Genomic DNA, 13,565 nt, shown 5'->3' with positions numbered 1-13,565 from the left:
CACCTTTTATTAAGACAGCGACTATTTCAGCGACTATTTAGGCAGCAAACCGTTCCGCCAGCGTATTGACGCGCAGAGTGAAGAAATCCCGCAATTCCGCGTAGCGGGAATAACCATAAATCCCGCGGTCAGCTGGGTCATCATATTCCCAGCGCTCAGTCTCTACATCTGGCGCGATGTAGTCCGAAACGTCGATTTTCCCCACAACAATGACCACATCCGCACTGTCTGCGAGAGACGGCGTGAGTTGATGAGGATCGCCATCGCACCGTGCCCCCACCTCACAGAGCGCACGCCGCGCGTCTTCATCCAGACCGCGGTCATCATCATCGATGCTGATACCTGCTGACAAAACTGTCAGGCCTGGGGCAGCTTGCCGCAGCAGCCCTTCGAGTACGCGTGAGAGTCCCATGTTTGAACTACTGACAAAGAGCACCTCTGACATGGCTCTATCGTAGAATATTTTTCTCGGAGAAATCACCCCAGCTTGTGGGGTTTTCTGGAAGGTTTTGCAGAAAAATGCCAAAAGCGCCCATAGCGCAGGCCCTTCCCCGAGACCAGCCCTATCGACGCTTATGACTTAAAAACAAAGTCCACTTTACATGCGCATGCAACCCCTGTGAAGCATGGGGCTAGAGTTGCAGATGTGAACGTTCCGTGGCCTGTGATTTTCCGGCTGTCGGTGTTGCGCTGTCCTATCGATGCAATATTCACCTATCGATACGCAGCAGCGTGGCCATAAGTGGAAAGCTCATCCATATGTCGACCGGGACTTCCGACAACGTGCGCATAAGTGACAGAAAATTCCCCCGCCCCAGCCCCCGACAGGCATTTGCCCTTTAATCTGCCTTCAAAAGAATCCTTTGCTCCCCGCCCCGGCCCCCTTAGACCGGATAAAATTGGCGGGGCCAATCGCTCGCGAATAGGAGAATCACCGTGACCGACTCTCGCGATATTAAACCTTTTGCAGCCAACCGCAGCTCCAAAGTGACCTCCATCGGCTCCATCATCGGCGCAGCAGCAGTGAGCGGCCTACTTCTCGGAGGTGTCGGTGCGGGCACCTGCTTGGCAATTCTCGATGTGCCCGAGCGCTCCGACTACGTCATGAAGACTGCGCAGCGTGAGGTACAGGCTGACATCATGGACCCGGACGATGTGCTCACCCCAGAGGAAGAAGAGCGCATGCTTCGCGATGTCTCCCTGATCGCCGCCCCTGACGTGGTCCAAGAGCTGCACTGCATGGTCTTTGCCGAGAACAAGGAAAACGTTAATGACTCCGTAGAGGAGTACCTGCGCGATAACCACCAGGAGCTCATCGGCAAGGATAAGTTTGCTGATGGCCAGGTCTTCGTCGGCGTGGGCCTTGATCCGCGCCAAGCCTTCGTCTTCGCGGGTGAGGACGTGGCTGCTCAAATGAAGCTACGCAAGAATGACAGCCATCTGAAACAGTCCATCGAAGCAATTAAGCCGGGCGTGCGGGATGGCAACATTCCTGCTGGCCTCTTTGCTGGCGCAGCGGCTGCAATCGACGTAGACCGTGCTGCGGATACTCAGTACGAGGGCGCAAAAGAGGATCGGATGGGGGCGGCCGTTGGCCTCGGGGTGGCGGGCCTGAGCGTTGGCGGCGCTGGTGTCGGCCTCGCCGGCGGTATACGCCGCAGCCGACAGAAGAAGGCACAGCAGGCACGCGAGGACTGGGACTACGTGTCGCAGACCTACACCGATGTGGCGCAACGGCTAAGGGAGATTGATATTCGAGCGCACTCGCTCCAATCAGGACTGGTGGATGAGCGCCTGCGCCAGGACTGGGAGGGTTTGCGCGATGACTTCCTAGCGATCGATAGCCAGGTTGGTTCCCTCATGTCGATTCCGGCGGATGCGCCAGATGAGCAATTCCGCTCACGCTCTGAGCTCATCGCCAGTGCGCGCCAACTGTGCGAGCGCGTGGAAACCGCTGAGGTCAATATTGAAAAGCTGCACCGCATTGAGAACGCTGATGCGGATGCTCGCCGCTATGAACTCTACGAGCTGGGGAAGGATCTGGCACAGGCAGGCTACTTGGCCGCAAGCATCGACTCGACGCTTGAGCGCCACGCGAAGGAGTTGGAAGATGCCGCCACTGAATTATCCAAGGAACCACACCATCCGCAGTTCATGGAGCGCTACCTAGAACTCTTGGATCGCTCCGCGCTCTTGTCGGAGCACGTGCAGTCCCAGCTGCAGAAGCGCAATGAGGCCGACGAGCGCCCCGAGCGCACGCGCATCTACGACTCTAATTTCTTCGCTGGCTCCGGCTACCACGGCTACGTGCCCTTCTATGTCGTGAGCACCTGGGATAGCGATGCCACCACTGCCCGCGACAGCTCTTCTAGTAGCGGCGGCGTCAACAGCGGGTTTAGCTCGGGGTTTTCCGGTTCAGGTGGTTCTTCCAGCTTCTAAGCCGGCTTACGGGGCAGAAGGGATGCGGACGTTCTGTTAGACGATTTCACCCCTCACGCTACTTAACCCCCTACTTTTCTCCTTTAAGCCAAAGAACCCCAGGCCGGAAAACTTCCTGGCCTGGGGTTTTGGAGCCGGAAACGGGACTCGAACCCGTAACCTACTGTTACAAGCTCCGCGCACTTGGTGATTTTTACTACCCCCGCGCACTCCATATAGCTGCGAATATGAGAATTTGGCAGGGGTGCCCCCCTTGCTCCGCGCGACAGAATCTATTGTGAAAAAGTACCAATAAAGTACCAACTCGGTTCCGATTTTCCACCCCTTGCAGACCCCTCATCGGGGGTGGCACATATGGTAAAATGTGGAATATGAATGAAGACATGGACACCCCCATACAGGGGGACTTGACCACCCCGCACATCCCGAAAATGTTGTCCACACGCAGGCTGGCGCTATGCCTGGGGATCAACCCCAGCACCCTCTACAAGGCCAAGAGGCTCGAACTTCCCAGTGGGGAAATCCGGGAGCCTGACCTGCGTATACGATCCATGCTCCTGTGGCGCACAGAGGGGCTGGAGCATTTGCTGGATGCCCGCTATCTCACGGAGGATACAGAATGACATCGCACCTGATCCCGGAGCCGTTCGGCGCTGACCACACCCCCGAACCGCCCACCGTCATCCCCATGCCGGAGCTGCCCACCACCCCCGACTACATCACACCCCCGCTACCCGACAACGCCCCTATGACGGAGCTGCATTCGGCCACGCCCATTCTCGACTCAGACGACAAAACCTCGCTCGCCCGGGTCGCGGTCATCTGCGGTGTCCTTGGACTCATGCTCATGGGTGTCAGTCTCTGGCTAACCCTGATCCTCTGGGTGCTAGCAGGGGGCGCGTGGTGGCTCCGCACCGGCGCAGACCCCACCGAGGAGATCTCCTACCGTGTGCCATTGGAGTCGCCCGCGCACAGGCTCTGGAGCGGCACAGGAGCGGCAGCCGGTCTCGACGCTGGCCGCCTGCAGCGCACGATCCGCGGAGCCGCAGACACGGCGCTCGCAGCGGATCGCGCACCCCTCGGGCACGACATCGAGGTAACAAAACTGGTGCTGGACGACGATGGATCGGGTGACGTCATAGTCGGCCTGTCGGTACCGGCGCTGCTCACCACCGACGAACTCCAGGCGCTCGCCCTGGAGACTGCCGACGAGCTCCGCGTGACCGGTATCTGTGGCGCGGAGCGCACCGCAGGCGAGTTCTTTTTCTTCCTGACCAGCATGAACGCGCAGCACTACAACGTGCATATCACGGAGCCTCCGAAGACTGCTCCCGAAACACCAAAGCCCGCCGGGCCACGATTCTCGAAAGCGTGATTTGACGTGTCCGATTTTTTTGACCGATTCCAAGAATCACAACAAGAGACAGAGTTTGTTGCTGTCCCCGACACTGCAGAAGATCTCCTAAGGTTGACCTCCGAGGTCGGCGACGAAGCACAGTCAGAAGAGGAGGACCCCGTAGAGCGTTTCGTGTCCGACCTCTCCCGCGCTCGCGCCGCTGTAGATGCCCTCGACGTGCCCGCTGACGGCGGTGCTTTCGTGCGGTCGCCTGGCACTGGTCTAGTACCAGAAAAGGAAGTGCGCGACACGATCGAGCGCCTTGGCGGGCACATCCCCGCTGGAGCCTCCTGGGTAGGCAGCGTGACACGCCTAGAGGTCACCAGCGAGCACCTGCTACTGGAGATCGAGGGGCAGGACAGGGTCGCCGCAGGCAGGGCGCTCCGCGCATCAGGTATCCCGAACGTGGCCTCCTCTGGGGTCGCAGAGGGGGATTTCGCTGGTGCTCTCGCCTACCGACTCCTCTCCACCGCGGTACCACAGCTCATCGACTTGTACTGCGGCACAGAGGAGCACTGGGGCAGGACGTGGCACCGCCTGGGACTCAGTGAGGTATCCCGCAGGCAGGACAGCTCGGAGACGATCACTATCCCGAATCCTGTCGGGTTCCGGCTACTCCCCGACGGGCGCGGCTGTATGCTGCTCCGCACCCCCGTCACCAAGCCACTCAAAGCCTGGGAATCGAAGCTTTCGGCGATCCGGGCGAAAATGAAGCGCCAGGTAGACCTAGTGGACATCGCCCCGAACATCGTCGGTCTAGCCTCGCCCGCGAAACCCCAGGAGCTCACTCCATGGATCCCCACAGCCAGCGAGCAGCTACACATCGCGGCTCCCTCCCCAGGCGCGTTTGTGGCAGGCGCTCTCGCAGCCTACCCACACATGGCGTGGGTGCAGGGACGCGCCGCAGACGGGCAGATCCTCTCTCAGCCCATGGCACGGGTACCACACGCCATGGTCGGCGGTGGCACAGGAAGCGGCAAGAGCACCTGGGCCTCGTGGCTCGCGACCTCCTGCGCACTGGCGGGCGCGGATCTGATCATCTGCGACGGAAAAGGCTCCAGCGACTACGTGGGATTGGTGCAGGCGCTCCCCAACGTGCTTATGTACACGTCATGCGATGCCGAGCACGTGAGGGCGCTGCAGTGGATCCACGCAGAGATGGACTCCCGATACTGCCAGCAGAAGACTGCTGCCACTCACGGAGAGGCATACGAGCCACGACCCATCGTGCTGCTTTTTGACGAGTTCGGAGCCTTCGTAGAGGGAATCAGCGATAAGGCTCACCCGCAGAACGCGGGCTGGGAGGGTGTACAGGCGCAGCTCACGCAGGTGCTACAGAAAGCGCGCGCCGTCCGGATCCACTGCGTTTTCGTGTCCCAGACTCTCTACGCGTCCACCTTCCCCGGCAAGATGCGGGGAAACGTTCAGTGTCGGTTGAGCCTGGGTGTACCAGAGTCGCACACACTCCAAATCGTCGCAGGTGACGTCTACGACGAGGCAAAGAGCCTGAGTGCCCAGATCCCCCGCGGTCGCCCTGGGCAGGGTGTCGCGGTCACTACTGGCAGCGACGGCGAGGCTACGGCCCGCCGAGTAGCGATTCCCTTCGGTTTTGTGCCGGGTCGCAAAGCCCCCAACCGGATCACTCGCGACGCATGGGGCACCCTCCAACCCGCATATGAGGCTATCCCCGCGCTCACTCCCCGTATCGCACCCGTTTTTGACGCGCCAGTGCAGCCCGCAGGTCGCAAAAAAGACGACGAGCTGCCCTCCGACTGGCACGCCTACGCATGCCAGGAACTCGCCCAGCTGCCCTGGGTACGGGTGGGAGCCACCGACCTTGCCGGGCCGCCCCTCCCCGAGTCTGCACGCTACGACTCGCTGAGTTCCGCATACGCGGGCGACGACACCCCAGACGACAATACCTACACCACCTACCACTAACCCCACACCACAGGAGGACGCACACCATGCCTAGTCACGACATACACGAAGCACGACTCGCAGCCGACGCTGCACTCATGGCAATACAGGACGCCCGCAAGCTAGACGACGACGTCCCCTGGCAGACGGTCGCAACGAAGGCCGCCACCGCCGCGCAGTACGCGTGGGAGGCAACTGATCCTCAGCGCGGACAGTGGCGCCGCCGAATCGCCGCTATTCTCCTCGCACGGGGACTCCCACAGCTCACCGTAGGGCTAGCCGCGGGGGTTGGCAGTAAGGGCATCACAGAGTGGTGCCGACAGCCCGCAAAACCTCGCGCAGAGGGGGTGTACAGGAGCGAAAATGTCGGCCGGGAGAGGGAAGCATCGGGTCGCGATTTTCTTGGTTATTTTCTCCCCGATCTTGAGCAGAAAATCAAGGCGATAGCGACCACGCTGGGAGTTCTCGACGACCGTGGAAACGACGACATTGTGACGCTGACCCGAGTGCTGCATGTCGCGCGCCGGACACCCGAGATGGAGATGACTATATCTGCGATCATTTCGGCTCTACATGTGGGTGGTATGAGTGCTGGCAGCATTGGCTCCTACCTGGGAATGTCGGGGGTGACGGTTCGTGCCCGCGCGGCGGTCCTCGGTCAGCACTACCGGCAGGCGATGGCGGCTACTGCATAAAAAAGAAAGCCCCCTGCGGGGGCTGACCTTGGGTTTTGTCTCTCCCGGAGGGGTTTTTCGTGTTTTGCAAGTCGAGCTTCCTAGGGCTTTACCCACCTCAAAAGTCGAGCTTCCTAGGCGAAAAGTTCAACTTCCTACCCTAAAAGTCCGACTTCCGCTGGGGGAATACATGAACAAAACCACTCCAGGGAGCACTCCAGGGGATCATCCAAGCCCCATTCCATACCGCATTCTAAAAACAACCCCTCCGGATTCCAGTTTTCCGCCCCCTTGCTTTTTCACACCCAACCCCTAGGTGCCCCGAGTTTATCGTCACAGTGACAAATCAAGGCGGTGCGGAGGGGTCTGCACACCCCGGATTCCTGCCTGTTGCGTCCTACACCGCGCCACCCACGCAACACCCGCCCCCGCCATACCAGGAGCGACTAGAGAGGAGTTTTTTCAACACCTCCCCACCCCCTCCGATAGGCACAAAAATAACCCCCACCAGCAACCGCCAGTGGGAGCTAAAACAGGGAGGGTTATGCGGCCTCTGAGTGCTCGCCACCCTCCCCGTCCGAGGAGTCGTCGGCGCGGTCAGCACCAGACTGAGAACGCACCTTCACAGGGCGGTGGCTGCTCGGGCGATCCAGGCCCATGGCATCGAGGTGCGCATGAGTGAAGACCTTTGTCTCCAGCTCGGTGTCGAGCTGTGCCCGCCATGCGTCCAACGCGTGGTTGTGCTGGGCTGCAGCACTGTCCACTGCGGCCTGTGGCTCAGTGAGAGTCTCCGCCTCGGTTGCGTTGATTTCGTCGCGTAGTGCGGTCATCTCCTGGCGCTGGCGTTCACGGAGCTCCGCGACGCGATCCGAGCGGTAGCTCTTGATCTCGGCGCGCTGCTCGTCGAGCTGCTCTCGGGCAACCTCGTAGGCATGTGCGGCCTCCTCGTACTGGACCTGTGCGCGCTGGAGGCGCTGGGCGGACTGCTGCATAGACTCGAAAAGATTTGTCATGCGATTCTCCTAGTGTGTTTGAGGGGGGGGATTTAGTACCCCCGGTTCGGGAATGTATGTCCACATTTTACCACACCTACACCCCCGTTTGCGGGTGCCGTAACGCACTCTCGATCACGTCGTCCAGGATCTCCGTATCCCAGAGACGTTTGCGGACACTGAGGAGGTCGAGAAGATCCTCGTCGGAGAGCTCGTCGAGGGCGTCCCCGCGCTCCTGATACAGGGCAGACACAGGCGCGTAGACAAACGGAACGACTAGAGAGCGCCCGTAGCGGGCCACCAGCCACACGACCTGCTCCCACGAGGTCGCACTGTCGTGGTCAAGATCATCAGACACCGCGACCTGTATCTCTGGCATCTCGTAGACACGCTGGACGACAGGCCATTCGGGAGTATCAAACCAGTTAGTCATGGTCTAGTTTTCCTCCTGAGTGTCGGCGAGGTAGGGGGCAATTTCCTTGTAGATGATTTTCGCGAGGTCACGGCTGGTCACTGCCGGATCCCGCAGGATCTCCGTGCATACCCGAATAGCGAGAGCGCGCTCCTCGGGGGTTGCATGGGGCTGTGAGAGGACGTAGGCCACGCGGTCGATGCCGGCCTGATCTTGGCTGGTGAGAGTGAAAATTTTGGTGATCCTTTTCTCTATAGGGGCTGTGATGAGATTTGGGAGGGCTACATGCTCCGTAGGCGCTGGGAGTGCGGGGAGGTCGCGTGGGTGCCTCTGCGCGCACTCTGGCGCTTTTTGCGGGCACTCTCAGCGTTCGCACGGGCACTGTGGGCACTGATAGTGCGAGCGAACCCGTAGGGATTCCTGCCGGCCAGCAGATCCAGGTAGCGCTGGCGCCCGCGGACTCGCTGAAACGAGCGGGCGTTCGCCCGTGCGTCATGGGTACACCGCATGAGCGTGGGATCTGCCATGCCTGGCACGTCGATGTATCCATCCTCATCGCAGAGGGGGCAGCACCCAGCGCCCAGGCACTCGGTGTCAAATCCAGTGATTACGGGCTGCGTAGTCGCGGCCTGGTATAGTGTGGGGGTCATCTCGGACTCCTTATTTGAGATGCGAAGCAAAGGAAACAATTTGCTGGGCGAGATGGGGATCTCGCCTCCCCTCCCCTATGTGCTGCGAACACTATGGGGAGGGGATTTTTCGTTGACGGGGGTTATGCGACGATTTTGAGGTGCGGCTTCGGGCGGGTGGCCAGGAGCTCTTTCACTCGCAGGTGACCCGACGCGGTGAGGGAGAGCTTCAGCCCGCTTTGACCGTTGCTGGCGGTGACTGGGCGTGCGAACACCTGTCCGACGTCCTCTAGCTGTTCCAGGGCATCGTAGAAGATCTGTCGGTGGTTGGCGCTCAGCTTTTTCCGAACTACGGCCGCGGCAACTTCCCCCTGGGCGCTCCACTCGGGATCGCGGAGTTTCTCATCGAGCTTGAGCAGTAGTGCGTTCTTCGCTTCTTCCATCTGGATTTCCAGCATGGCGGTCTTCGCTGCGGCCTGGGCTGCTGCTGTCTGCTGGGCTTTACGCTCGATCCCCCGCACGATTTCCTCCGCGCAGTATGCACGGAGGTCACGTGAGTGCTGGATAAGGAATTCAGCGTCGTCCCAGTCGGACTTCTCGACACCCCACCGACCGTCGATGAGGGAGAGCAGTGCCGCGATTTTCAGGCGGACCTGCATCTCGTGACCATTGCCCGTGCCGGTGATACGGGCTTGGCGGATCTCGGTGCGAATGTCTTTCAGCACGGGGAGTACTACGTGACCTCCAACGGTGTTCGCTGCCGGCACCTGCGAGGGAAGGGTGATGCGGTAGGGGTTGGGGTCTACCAGATCGTCGCAGTGATCCTCGGCCTGGTAGTCGCAGAGCTGTGGCTGGAGACGGGAATCCAGCCAGAGGAAGCGCTGGGGCAGCCCCTGCGCCTCGCGGTCAAGGAGACCGCCTGCGAGTTCTGGCTGCACACCGACACTCAGGCAGGCGCGGTACTCGTGGGCTGCGACAAAACGGCGACGGGTCTTGTCTGCATTGCCGGTAGAGAGGCTGGATCCGCTCCAGACGGAGCACAGTCGGGCTGCGGTGGTGGATCCAGGGCGTCCCATTTCGGCGGCTAGGGTGCCTACCTCGTCTACGTGCAGGCGTAGGCGCGTGTACTCGCCCTCGCGAGCCGTTTGAGTGATGGGCTTTCCATCAGTGTCAGTGCCGCCGTCCACCTCGACCTCTTCTCGCTGGAGCATGTCCACGATGCCCTCGCCGGTGGTTACGTCGATGGATCGTGGGTACTGGCGGCGATGGCTCGCATCGACGATTTCAAAGTGCTCGTCGGCTACGGTGAAGCCTGCGGTTTTACCTGCACTCGGGCCTCCAACGACCGCTAGGCAGACGTTGAGGCTACCGACGCCGCCGATGATTGCGGGGAGTACGACGCGGGGAGAAATCGACACTGCGGCGTTTGCGATTACACCGCCGAGTAGCGCATAGGGCGAGACTAGCTGTTCCTCGGCGACCTGGCGGATTTGGCGGAGGATTTTTCGGGAGGTCCATACTGCGTGCTCGGCGCTGACTTCATCGGGCATCGGTCCGCTGAGACGCTGCTCCAGGTATGCCTCGCGTTCGGTTTCACTCATGCGCGAGAGCATCTCAACGTCCTCGGACGTGAGGGCTGGGGTCTCTGCGGTGGCGGTTGCAGTGGGGTGATCTTGTGGTATGGTCATTGGTAGCGACGATCTTTCATGTTAGGTGTCTGGCGAGGGATTGTTGAGAGTCTCGAAGGTGGTGCTTCGGGGCTCTTTTTTTTGTGCGTTTTATGAGGCCAGCTTGCGGGGCGCTGGACTGATGATTTTCTCCAGGAGTTCGTGGGTGTAGCGGGCCTCTCCGCTGGGGAGTCGGTATGGGGTAATGAGGCCCTGTCGCGCCCAGCGGCGCAGCGTTGCTGGGGTGACGCGGAGGATTTCTGCGGCCTCGTCGGTCGTTAGGTAGTGGGGCATGGCCCAAACCTCTCTTTCTGTGTCGTTTTTCGACCATCTGCATGTGTTGATGTTCGTTATTGTATCACAGTAGGGCATGGCGACGTCGGGGCACATCATACCCCCTGGTCAGTGGCGGTTTTTAGGTCATGGACGCGAGCAAATGACGCTTTTGAGGTACCCCACTTGAGGGGTGAAAATCACCCCCGCTTCAAGTTCGACTTAAGGGTGACAAGGGTGATCAAGGGTGATCCATTCGCGATCACCCTTAATCGCCGCAGGTGAGAGATACTTTTTGAGGGGCAGGGTGACAGGGTGATCCATGCCCCCATGCCTGTCACCCTGAAACCATAATCCTGAGAATTACCTGAGATAATAACTCTCTAAAGTCAAATTTACTTTTATATACAAAACTACCTATTTTAAATATTAAGCAAAAGGCGAGGTAAACTACACAAGTTAGGACACCCTCTCCACTGTCTAAGATTCTGTTGACACGTCACGCAGTTGGAAGGGTGACACCGATTTTGGACTTTTTTCCGACACTCCGATCACCCTGTCACCCTTAAGCCAAAAAACCCTTTCCGAACTGCGATTATTAAGGGTGATCACGAATGGATCACCCTTGATCACCCTTGTCACCCTTACCTACCCCTCCTTTGCTAAGGATCTCACAGCATTCGCTAAGGATTTCTCTAAGGTTTCGTACCCCTTTTTTGGCAACAAATTCTCAACGGGGGTAGATAACTCCCCCGCCAGCACCCCCACCGGATCCTCGATACCAATGAACTCGATAGCCTCAGCCAGATAAATCACCGCGGCTTCGAGGGACTCGAAGCCGTACAGGATCGTGACATCCCCCTCTACTGCCACCCCCTCGCGCCGCATCCGCTTCGCGACTGACAGCACCCCCTGCGCCCGCCTGACTCTCTGCAAATCAGTCGAGACTTCCATGAGCTCCTTATCGAGGCTCCGCTTGCGCTTCTCCAGCCCCCTCGCCACGTCCTCGAACTGCCCCGTCAGTGACGCATAGGAGGAACCCGCGTACATGTCCGTGATGCTCACACCGAGTACCTGCGCAATGGCCGCGAGTTCTGGTGCTGAGATACTCCGCGTTCCTCGCTCGATTCGGCTTACTGTGAGTCGCGTGATTGGCTCCTCCAGTACGGCACCGACTTTCTCCGCGAACTCCTCCTGGGATAGTCCGGCATCTTCCCGCATGGCCTTCGTGTAGCGGGCAAGGCGGTCAGCAATCCGCTGAGAGTGAGTCAGGTCCATGGTCATGCTCCTCAGAGTATCCGGCGTGCCTCCCCCGTGGCCAGCGCGCGCCAGGATCAAATCTGGGGCGTTTTAGCGATCTTCCCCTTGTGGTTGCCTAGAGAAACCCCCACAGCGCCCCTGCGGGCGTTCTGGCGAGTTTTCGGGGCATTCGCGGCGTTCTGGGTAAAAGAAAACCACCCAGCGGGGCGCTGGGTGGCTGGGGGTTACTGGGCCGCTTCGAGCAGCGGGGTGCCCCACTCCTCTGGCTCCTGCCATGGTGACACGCCGATGGAGTGCTCCCGTGTGTCGGAGGACCGATCCATTACGCCCTGGCGGGGCACTGGGCGCACGCCGGTACTGGGCGGGATTGTCTCACCAGTGTCGCGTCGCGTGTCCTCGTAGGTGTAGGTCACCGTAGGGCTGCTTTCCTCTCCACGTAGAGGCACATCCACTGCATAGGGTGCGGTGCCACTCCTCTCACCACTGCTACTGGCGTTGTCCGCTCCGCACGCTGCGAGAGGGAGCGCCAGCGCCACGGTCACCAGCGCAATCACTGTCTTCTTCATTCTTCGTTCTCCTTGTCTAGTGCCTCGATTGCGGCGTCGAGATGCCGCATGGCGGTGCTACTGAGCAGTACGGTCTGGAGGCGTCCGCGGCACGCTACGAGCGCCTCTCGCAGGCTCTCTGCCGTCTCAGGCTGGTCAGTTTTCATCGCGCTCCCTTTCCCGTCGTGTGAGTTCCGCTTCCAGACCCATCGCTACCGCTCGAAAATCTGCCACATCCTGCAGCAAGAGCTTCTCGAAGGCCTTGAAAATCTGGGAGGCTACAAATCGCTGACCCAGGCGCATCGCTTGTTCCATTGCGATTCGAAGGTCACCCGCGACCTCGGTCAGTACATCGACTCTGCGGTGCATTTCTGCGGCATCTTCGCGCAGGTGCGCGTCTGAAAAACTCTCAATCCCCACGGCATTCCCCGCGGCATCGAATATCTGCAGGCCAGGAGCTTTTTCTTTGCTATCCATGTTCCACATTTTACCACACCCTTACCCCCGTTTGAGGTAAACTAGAGGCAATATACTGGCCATTCTTTGGGAGGTTTGATATGGCAAAAACCGCGTCAAAAACGGACGTTAGTGGTGGGGTCGGGGAGGTTGCGGTTTCCGCAGGTGCCGCACCACCAAAAAAGCCCACCAAAAAGGTGGGCTACGCACGAGTATCTACATCCGACCAAATCGTGGATTTACAGGTGGATGCACTCCGTGCCGCGGGTTGTGATGAGATCATCACAGAGACTGGTTCGGGCTACGCCGTAGGGGCCCGACCACTGCGCGATCAGCTGCTGGAGACTCTCCGGGAGGGCGACACACTCGTGATTTGGCGACTAGATCGCATCGGTCGATCCATGGCCGAGGTCTTGCAAATCGTGGACGGTCTGAACAATCGCGGAGTGAACCTCGTCTCACTGACCGACGGCGTAGACGCGGCCACCCCCACAGGGCGACTACTACTCGGTGTTCTCGTGGCTGCCGCAGAGTACGAGAGAAATTTGATTAGTGAAAGGACTGTCGCAGGCCTACGTGCTGCAAAAAGCCGCGGTAAGCGTCTCGGTCGCCCCAGGGCGCTCACACCCCGCGGTCTAGACGCTGTGCTCCTGATGACCCAATCGGGGCGCACGCGCGAGGAGATTGCCGATGCGCTGGGGGTCGGTACCTCTACTGTGGATCGTGCCCGCAGAAAACTGCGCGCCGAGGGCCGGCTCTCCTAGCTGCTCATTTTTGAGTAGCGGGACTGACCTGCGTGTTTAGCCCCCCTCCTTGCCCTCCCCAGTAGTCGTGTGAGAGGAGTTTTTGTATGCCAAAAACGCTCGAACATGCCATCTTGCAAATCCGAGCGTTTTCATCGG

17 protein-coding genes are annotated in these 13,565 nt (G+C 59.9%); 7 read left to right on the top strand and 10 right to left on the bottom strand.

Annotation, left to right across the window (positions count from 1 at the left end):
- Nucleotides 1-37: 37 nt before the first annotated feature.
- The gene (locus tag HMPREF2614_RS06080) at nucleotides 38-412 is read right to left on the bottom strand and encodes a hypothetical protein (protein WP_016421434.1); all 375 of its coding nucleotides are present in this window, start codon (nucleotides 410-412) and stop codon (nucleotides 38-40) included.
- Nucleotides 413-936: 524 nt separating this feature from the next.
- On the opposite strand from HMPREF2614_RS06080, the gene HMPREF2614_RS06075 reads away from it, so the two are divergent.
- The 5 genes from HMPREF2614_RS06075 to HMPREF2614_RS06055 all read left to right on the top strand — a co-directional run bounded on the left by HMPREF2614_RS06075 (nucleotide 937) and on the right by HMPREF2614_RS06055 (nucleotide 6,450).
- Complete coding sequence (locus tag HMPREF2614_RS06075; RefSeq protein ID WP_070560509.1) at nucleotides 937-2,439, top strand: hypothetical protein; 1,503 nt, start codon at nucleotides 937-939, stop codon at nucleotides 2,437-2,439.
- 371 nt (nucleotides 2,440-2,810) lie between these two features.
- Nucleotides 2,811-3,062, top strand: a complete 252-nt coding sequence (locus HMPREF2614_RS06070) for a hypothetical protein (protein ID WP_070560507.1) — start codon at nucleotides 2,811-2,813, stop codon at nucleotides 3,060-3,062.
- The gene (locus HMPREF2614_RS06065) at nucleotides 3,059-3,814 is read left to right on the top strand and encodes a hypothetical protein (RefSeq protein ID WP_070560504.1); all 756 of its coding nucleotides are present in this window, start codon (nucleotides 3,059-3,061) and stop codon (nucleotides 3,812-3,814) included. The genes HMPREF2614_RS06070 and HMPREF2614_RS06065 overlap by 4 nt, the downstream gene beginning before the upstream one ends.
- A 6-nt stretch (nucleotides 3,815-3,820) precedes the next feature.
- On the top strand, nucleotides 3,821-5,776 hold the full coding sequence (locus HMPREF2614_RS06060; RefSeq protein ID WP_070560502.1) for a type IV secretory system conjugative DNA transfer family protein: 1,956 nt from the start codon (nucleotides 3,821-3,823) through the stop codon (nucleotides 5,774-5,776).
- 26 nt (nucleotides 5,777-5,802) lie between these two features.
- The gene (locus tag HMPREF2614_RS06055; protein ID WP_070560500.1) at nucleotides 5,803-6,450 is read left to right on the top strand and encodes a hypothetical protein; all 648 of its coding nucleotides are present in this window, start codon (nucleotides 5,803-5,805) and stop codon (nucleotides 6,448-6,450) included.
- 521 nt (nucleotides 6,451-6,971) lie between these two features.
- On the opposite strand, the gene HMPREF2614_RS06050 is transcribed toward HMPREF2614_RS06055, so the two are convergent.
- The 3 genes from HMPREF2614_RS06050 to HMPREF2614_RS11130 all read right to left on the bottom strand — a co-directional run bounded on the left by HMPREF2614_RS06050 (nucleotide 6,972) and on the right by HMPREF2614_RS11130 (nucleotide 8,025).
- Nucleotides 6,972-7,442, bottom strand: coding sequence for a hypothetical protein (locus HMPREF2614_RS06050; RefSeq protein ID WP_070560498.1), 471 nt, complete (start codon nucleotides 7,440-7,442; stop codon nucleotides 6,972-6,974).
- A gap of 76 nt (nucleotides 7,443-7,518) precedes the next feature.
- The gene (locus HMPREF2614_RS06045) at nucleotides 7,519-7,854 is read right to left on the bottom strand and encodes a hypothetical protein (RefSeq protein WP_070560494.1); all 336 of its coding nucleotides are present in this window, start codon (nucleotides 7,852-7,854) and stop codon (nucleotides 7,519-7,521) included.
- Nucleotides 7,855-7,857: 3 nt separating this feature from the next.
- Nucleotides 7,858-8,025: a hypothetical protein gene (locus tag HMPREF2614_RS11130; protein ID WP_168162096.1), complete on the bottom strand. Its 168-nt coding sequence runs from the start codon at nucleotides 8,023-8,025 to the stop codon at nucleotides 7,858-7,860.
- Nucleotides 8,026-8,153: 128 nt separating this feature from the next.
- Here HMPREF2614_RS11130 and HMPREF2614_RS11045 point away from each other — a divergent pair, with 128 nt between their 5' ends.
- Nucleotides 8,154-8,471, top strand: coding sequence for a hypothetical protein (locus HMPREF2614_RS11045; protein WP_141745474.1), 318 nt, complete (start codon nucleotides 8,154-8,156; stop codon nucleotides 8,469-8,471).
- 134 nt (nucleotides 8,472-8,605) lie between these two features.
- On the opposite strand, the gene HMPREF2614_RS06035 is transcribed toward HMPREF2614_RS11045, so the two are convergent.
- From HMPREF2614_RS06035 to HMPREF2614_RS06015, 6 genes are all read right to left on the bottom strand, one after another.
- Nucleotides 8,606-10,150 (bottom strand): hypothetical protein, encoded by a 1,545-nt coding sequence (locus HMPREF2614_RS06035; protein WP_070560489.1) that lies wholly within the window; start codon nucleotides 10,148-10,150, stop codon nucleotides 8,606-8,608.
- A gap of 90 nt (nucleotides 10,151-10,240) precedes the next feature.
- On the bottom strand, nucleotides 10,241-10,423 hold the full coding sequence (locus HMPREF2614_RS11125; RefSeq protein WP_070560569.1) for a helix-turn-helix domain-containing protein: 183 nt from the start codon (nucleotides 10,421-10,423) through the stop codon (nucleotides 10,241-10,243).
- Nucleotides 10,424-11,050: 627 nt separating this feature from the next.
- Nucleotides 11,051-11,686, bottom strand: a complete 636-nt coding sequence (locus HMPREF2614_RS06025) for a helix-turn-helix domain-containing protein (RefSeq protein WP_070560487.1) — start codon at nucleotides 11,684-11,686, stop codon at nucleotides 11,051-11,053.
- Between the two features lie 200 nt (nucleotides 11,687-11,886).
- Nucleotides 11,887-12,228, bottom strand: a complete 342-nt coding sequence (locus HMPREF2614_RS06020; protein ID WP_070560485.1) for a hypothetical protein — start codon at nucleotides 12,226-12,228, stop codon at nucleotides 11,887-11,889.
- Complete coding sequence (locus HMPREF2614_RS11120) at nucleotides 12,225-12,374, bottom strand: hypothetical protein (RefSeq protein WP_168162094.1); 150 nt, start codon at nucleotides 12,372-12,374, stop codon at nucleotides 12,225-12,227. Before HMPREF2614_RS11120 ends, HMPREF2614_RS06020 begins: the two co-directional genes overlap by 4 nt.
- Nucleotides 12,364-12,684 (bottom strand): hypothetical protein, encoded by a 321-nt coding sequence (locus HMPREF2614_RS06015; protein WP_141745473.1) that lies wholly within the window; start codon nucleotides 12,682-12,684, stop codon nucleotides 12,364-12,366. The genes HMPREF2614_RS11120 and HMPREF2614_RS06015 overlap by 11 nt, the downstream gene beginning before the upstream one ends.
- Nucleotides 12,685-12,764: 80 nt before the next feature.
- On the opposite strand from HMPREF2614_RS06015, the gene HMPREF2614_RS06010 reads away from it, so the two are divergent.
- On the top strand, nucleotides 12,765-13,427 hold the full coding sequence (locus HMPREF2614_RS06010; RefSeq protein ID WP_083300205.1) for a recombinase family protein: 663 nt from the start codon (nucleotides 12,765-12,767) through the stop codon (nucleotides 13,425-13,427).
- Nucleotides 13,428-13,565: the final 138 nt, after the last annotated feature.

Origin of the sequence: Corynebacterium sp. HMSC074C11 (assembly GCF_001809455.1) — a bacterium.
Taxonomy (GTDB): Bacteria; Actinomycetota; Actinomycetes; order Mycobacteriales; family Mycobacteriaceae; genus Corynebacterium; species Corynebacterium amycolatum.
The sequence above is the reverse complement of the archived record's forward strand: the minus strand, read 5'-3'. Positions and strand labels throughout refer to the sequence as shown.

What these genes read in the sequence shown, in the direction of transcription:
- HMPREF2614_RS06020 (WP_070560485.1), bottom strand. Translation starts at nt 12,228, where the DNA reads ATGAAGAAGACAGTGATTGCGCTGGTGACCGTGGCGCTGGCGCTCCCT.
- HMPREF2614_RS06010 (WP_083300205.1), top strand. Translation starts at nt 12,765, where the DNA reads ATGGCAAAAACCGCGTCAAAAACGGACGTTAGTGGTGGGGTCGGGGAG.
- HMPREF2614_RS06015 (WP_141745473.1), bottom strand. Translation starts at nt 12,684, where the DNA reads ATGGATAGCAAAGAAAAAGCTCCTGGCCTGCAGATATTCGATGCCGCG.
- HMPREF2614_RS11120 (WP_168162094.1), bottom strand. Translation starts at nt 12,374, where the DNA reads ATGAAAACTGACCAGCCTGAGACGGCAGAGAGCCTGCGAGAGGCGCTC.
- HMPREF2614_RS06045 (WP_070560494.1), bottom strand. Translation starts at nt 7,854, where the DNA reads ATGACTAACTGGTTTGATACTCCCGAATGGCCTGTCGTCCAGCGTGTC.
- HMPREF2614_RS06025 (WP_070560487.1), bottom strand. Translation starts at nt 11,686, where the DNA reads ATGACCATGGACCTGACTCACTCTCAGCGGATTGCTGACCGCCTTGCC.
- HMPREF2614_RS06065 (WP_070560504.1), top strand. Translation starts at nt 3,059, where the DNA reads ATGACATCGCACCTGATCCCGGAGCCGTTCGGCGCTGACCACACCCCC.
- HMPREF2614_RS06080 (WP_016421434.1), bottom strand. Translation starts at nt 412, where the DNA reads ATGGGACTCTCACGCGTACTCGAAGGGCTGCTGCGGCAAGCTGCCCCA.
- HMPREF2614_RS06055 (WP_070560500.1), top strand. Translation starts at nt 5,803, where the DNA reads ATGCCTAGTCACGACATACACGAAGCACGACTCGCAGCCGACGCTGCA.
- HMPREF2614_RS11125 (WP_070560569.1), bottom strand. Translation starts at nt 10,423, where the DNA reads ATGCCCCACTACCTAACGACCGACGAGGCCGCAGAAATCCTCCGCGTC.
- HMPREF2614_RS06035 (WP_070560489.1), bottom strand. Translation starts at nt 10,150, where the DNA reads ATGACCATACCACAAGATCACCCCACTGCAACCGCCACCGCAGAGACC.
- HMPREF2614_RS06070 (WP_070560507.1), top strand. Translation starts at nt 2,811, where the DNA reads ATGAATGAAGACATGGACACCCCCATACAGGGGGACTTGACCACCCCG.
- HMPREF2614_RS06050 (WP_070560498.1), bottom strand. Translation starts at nt 7,442, where the DNA reads ATGACAAATCTTTTCGAGTCTATGCAGCAGTCCGCCCAGCGCCTCCAG.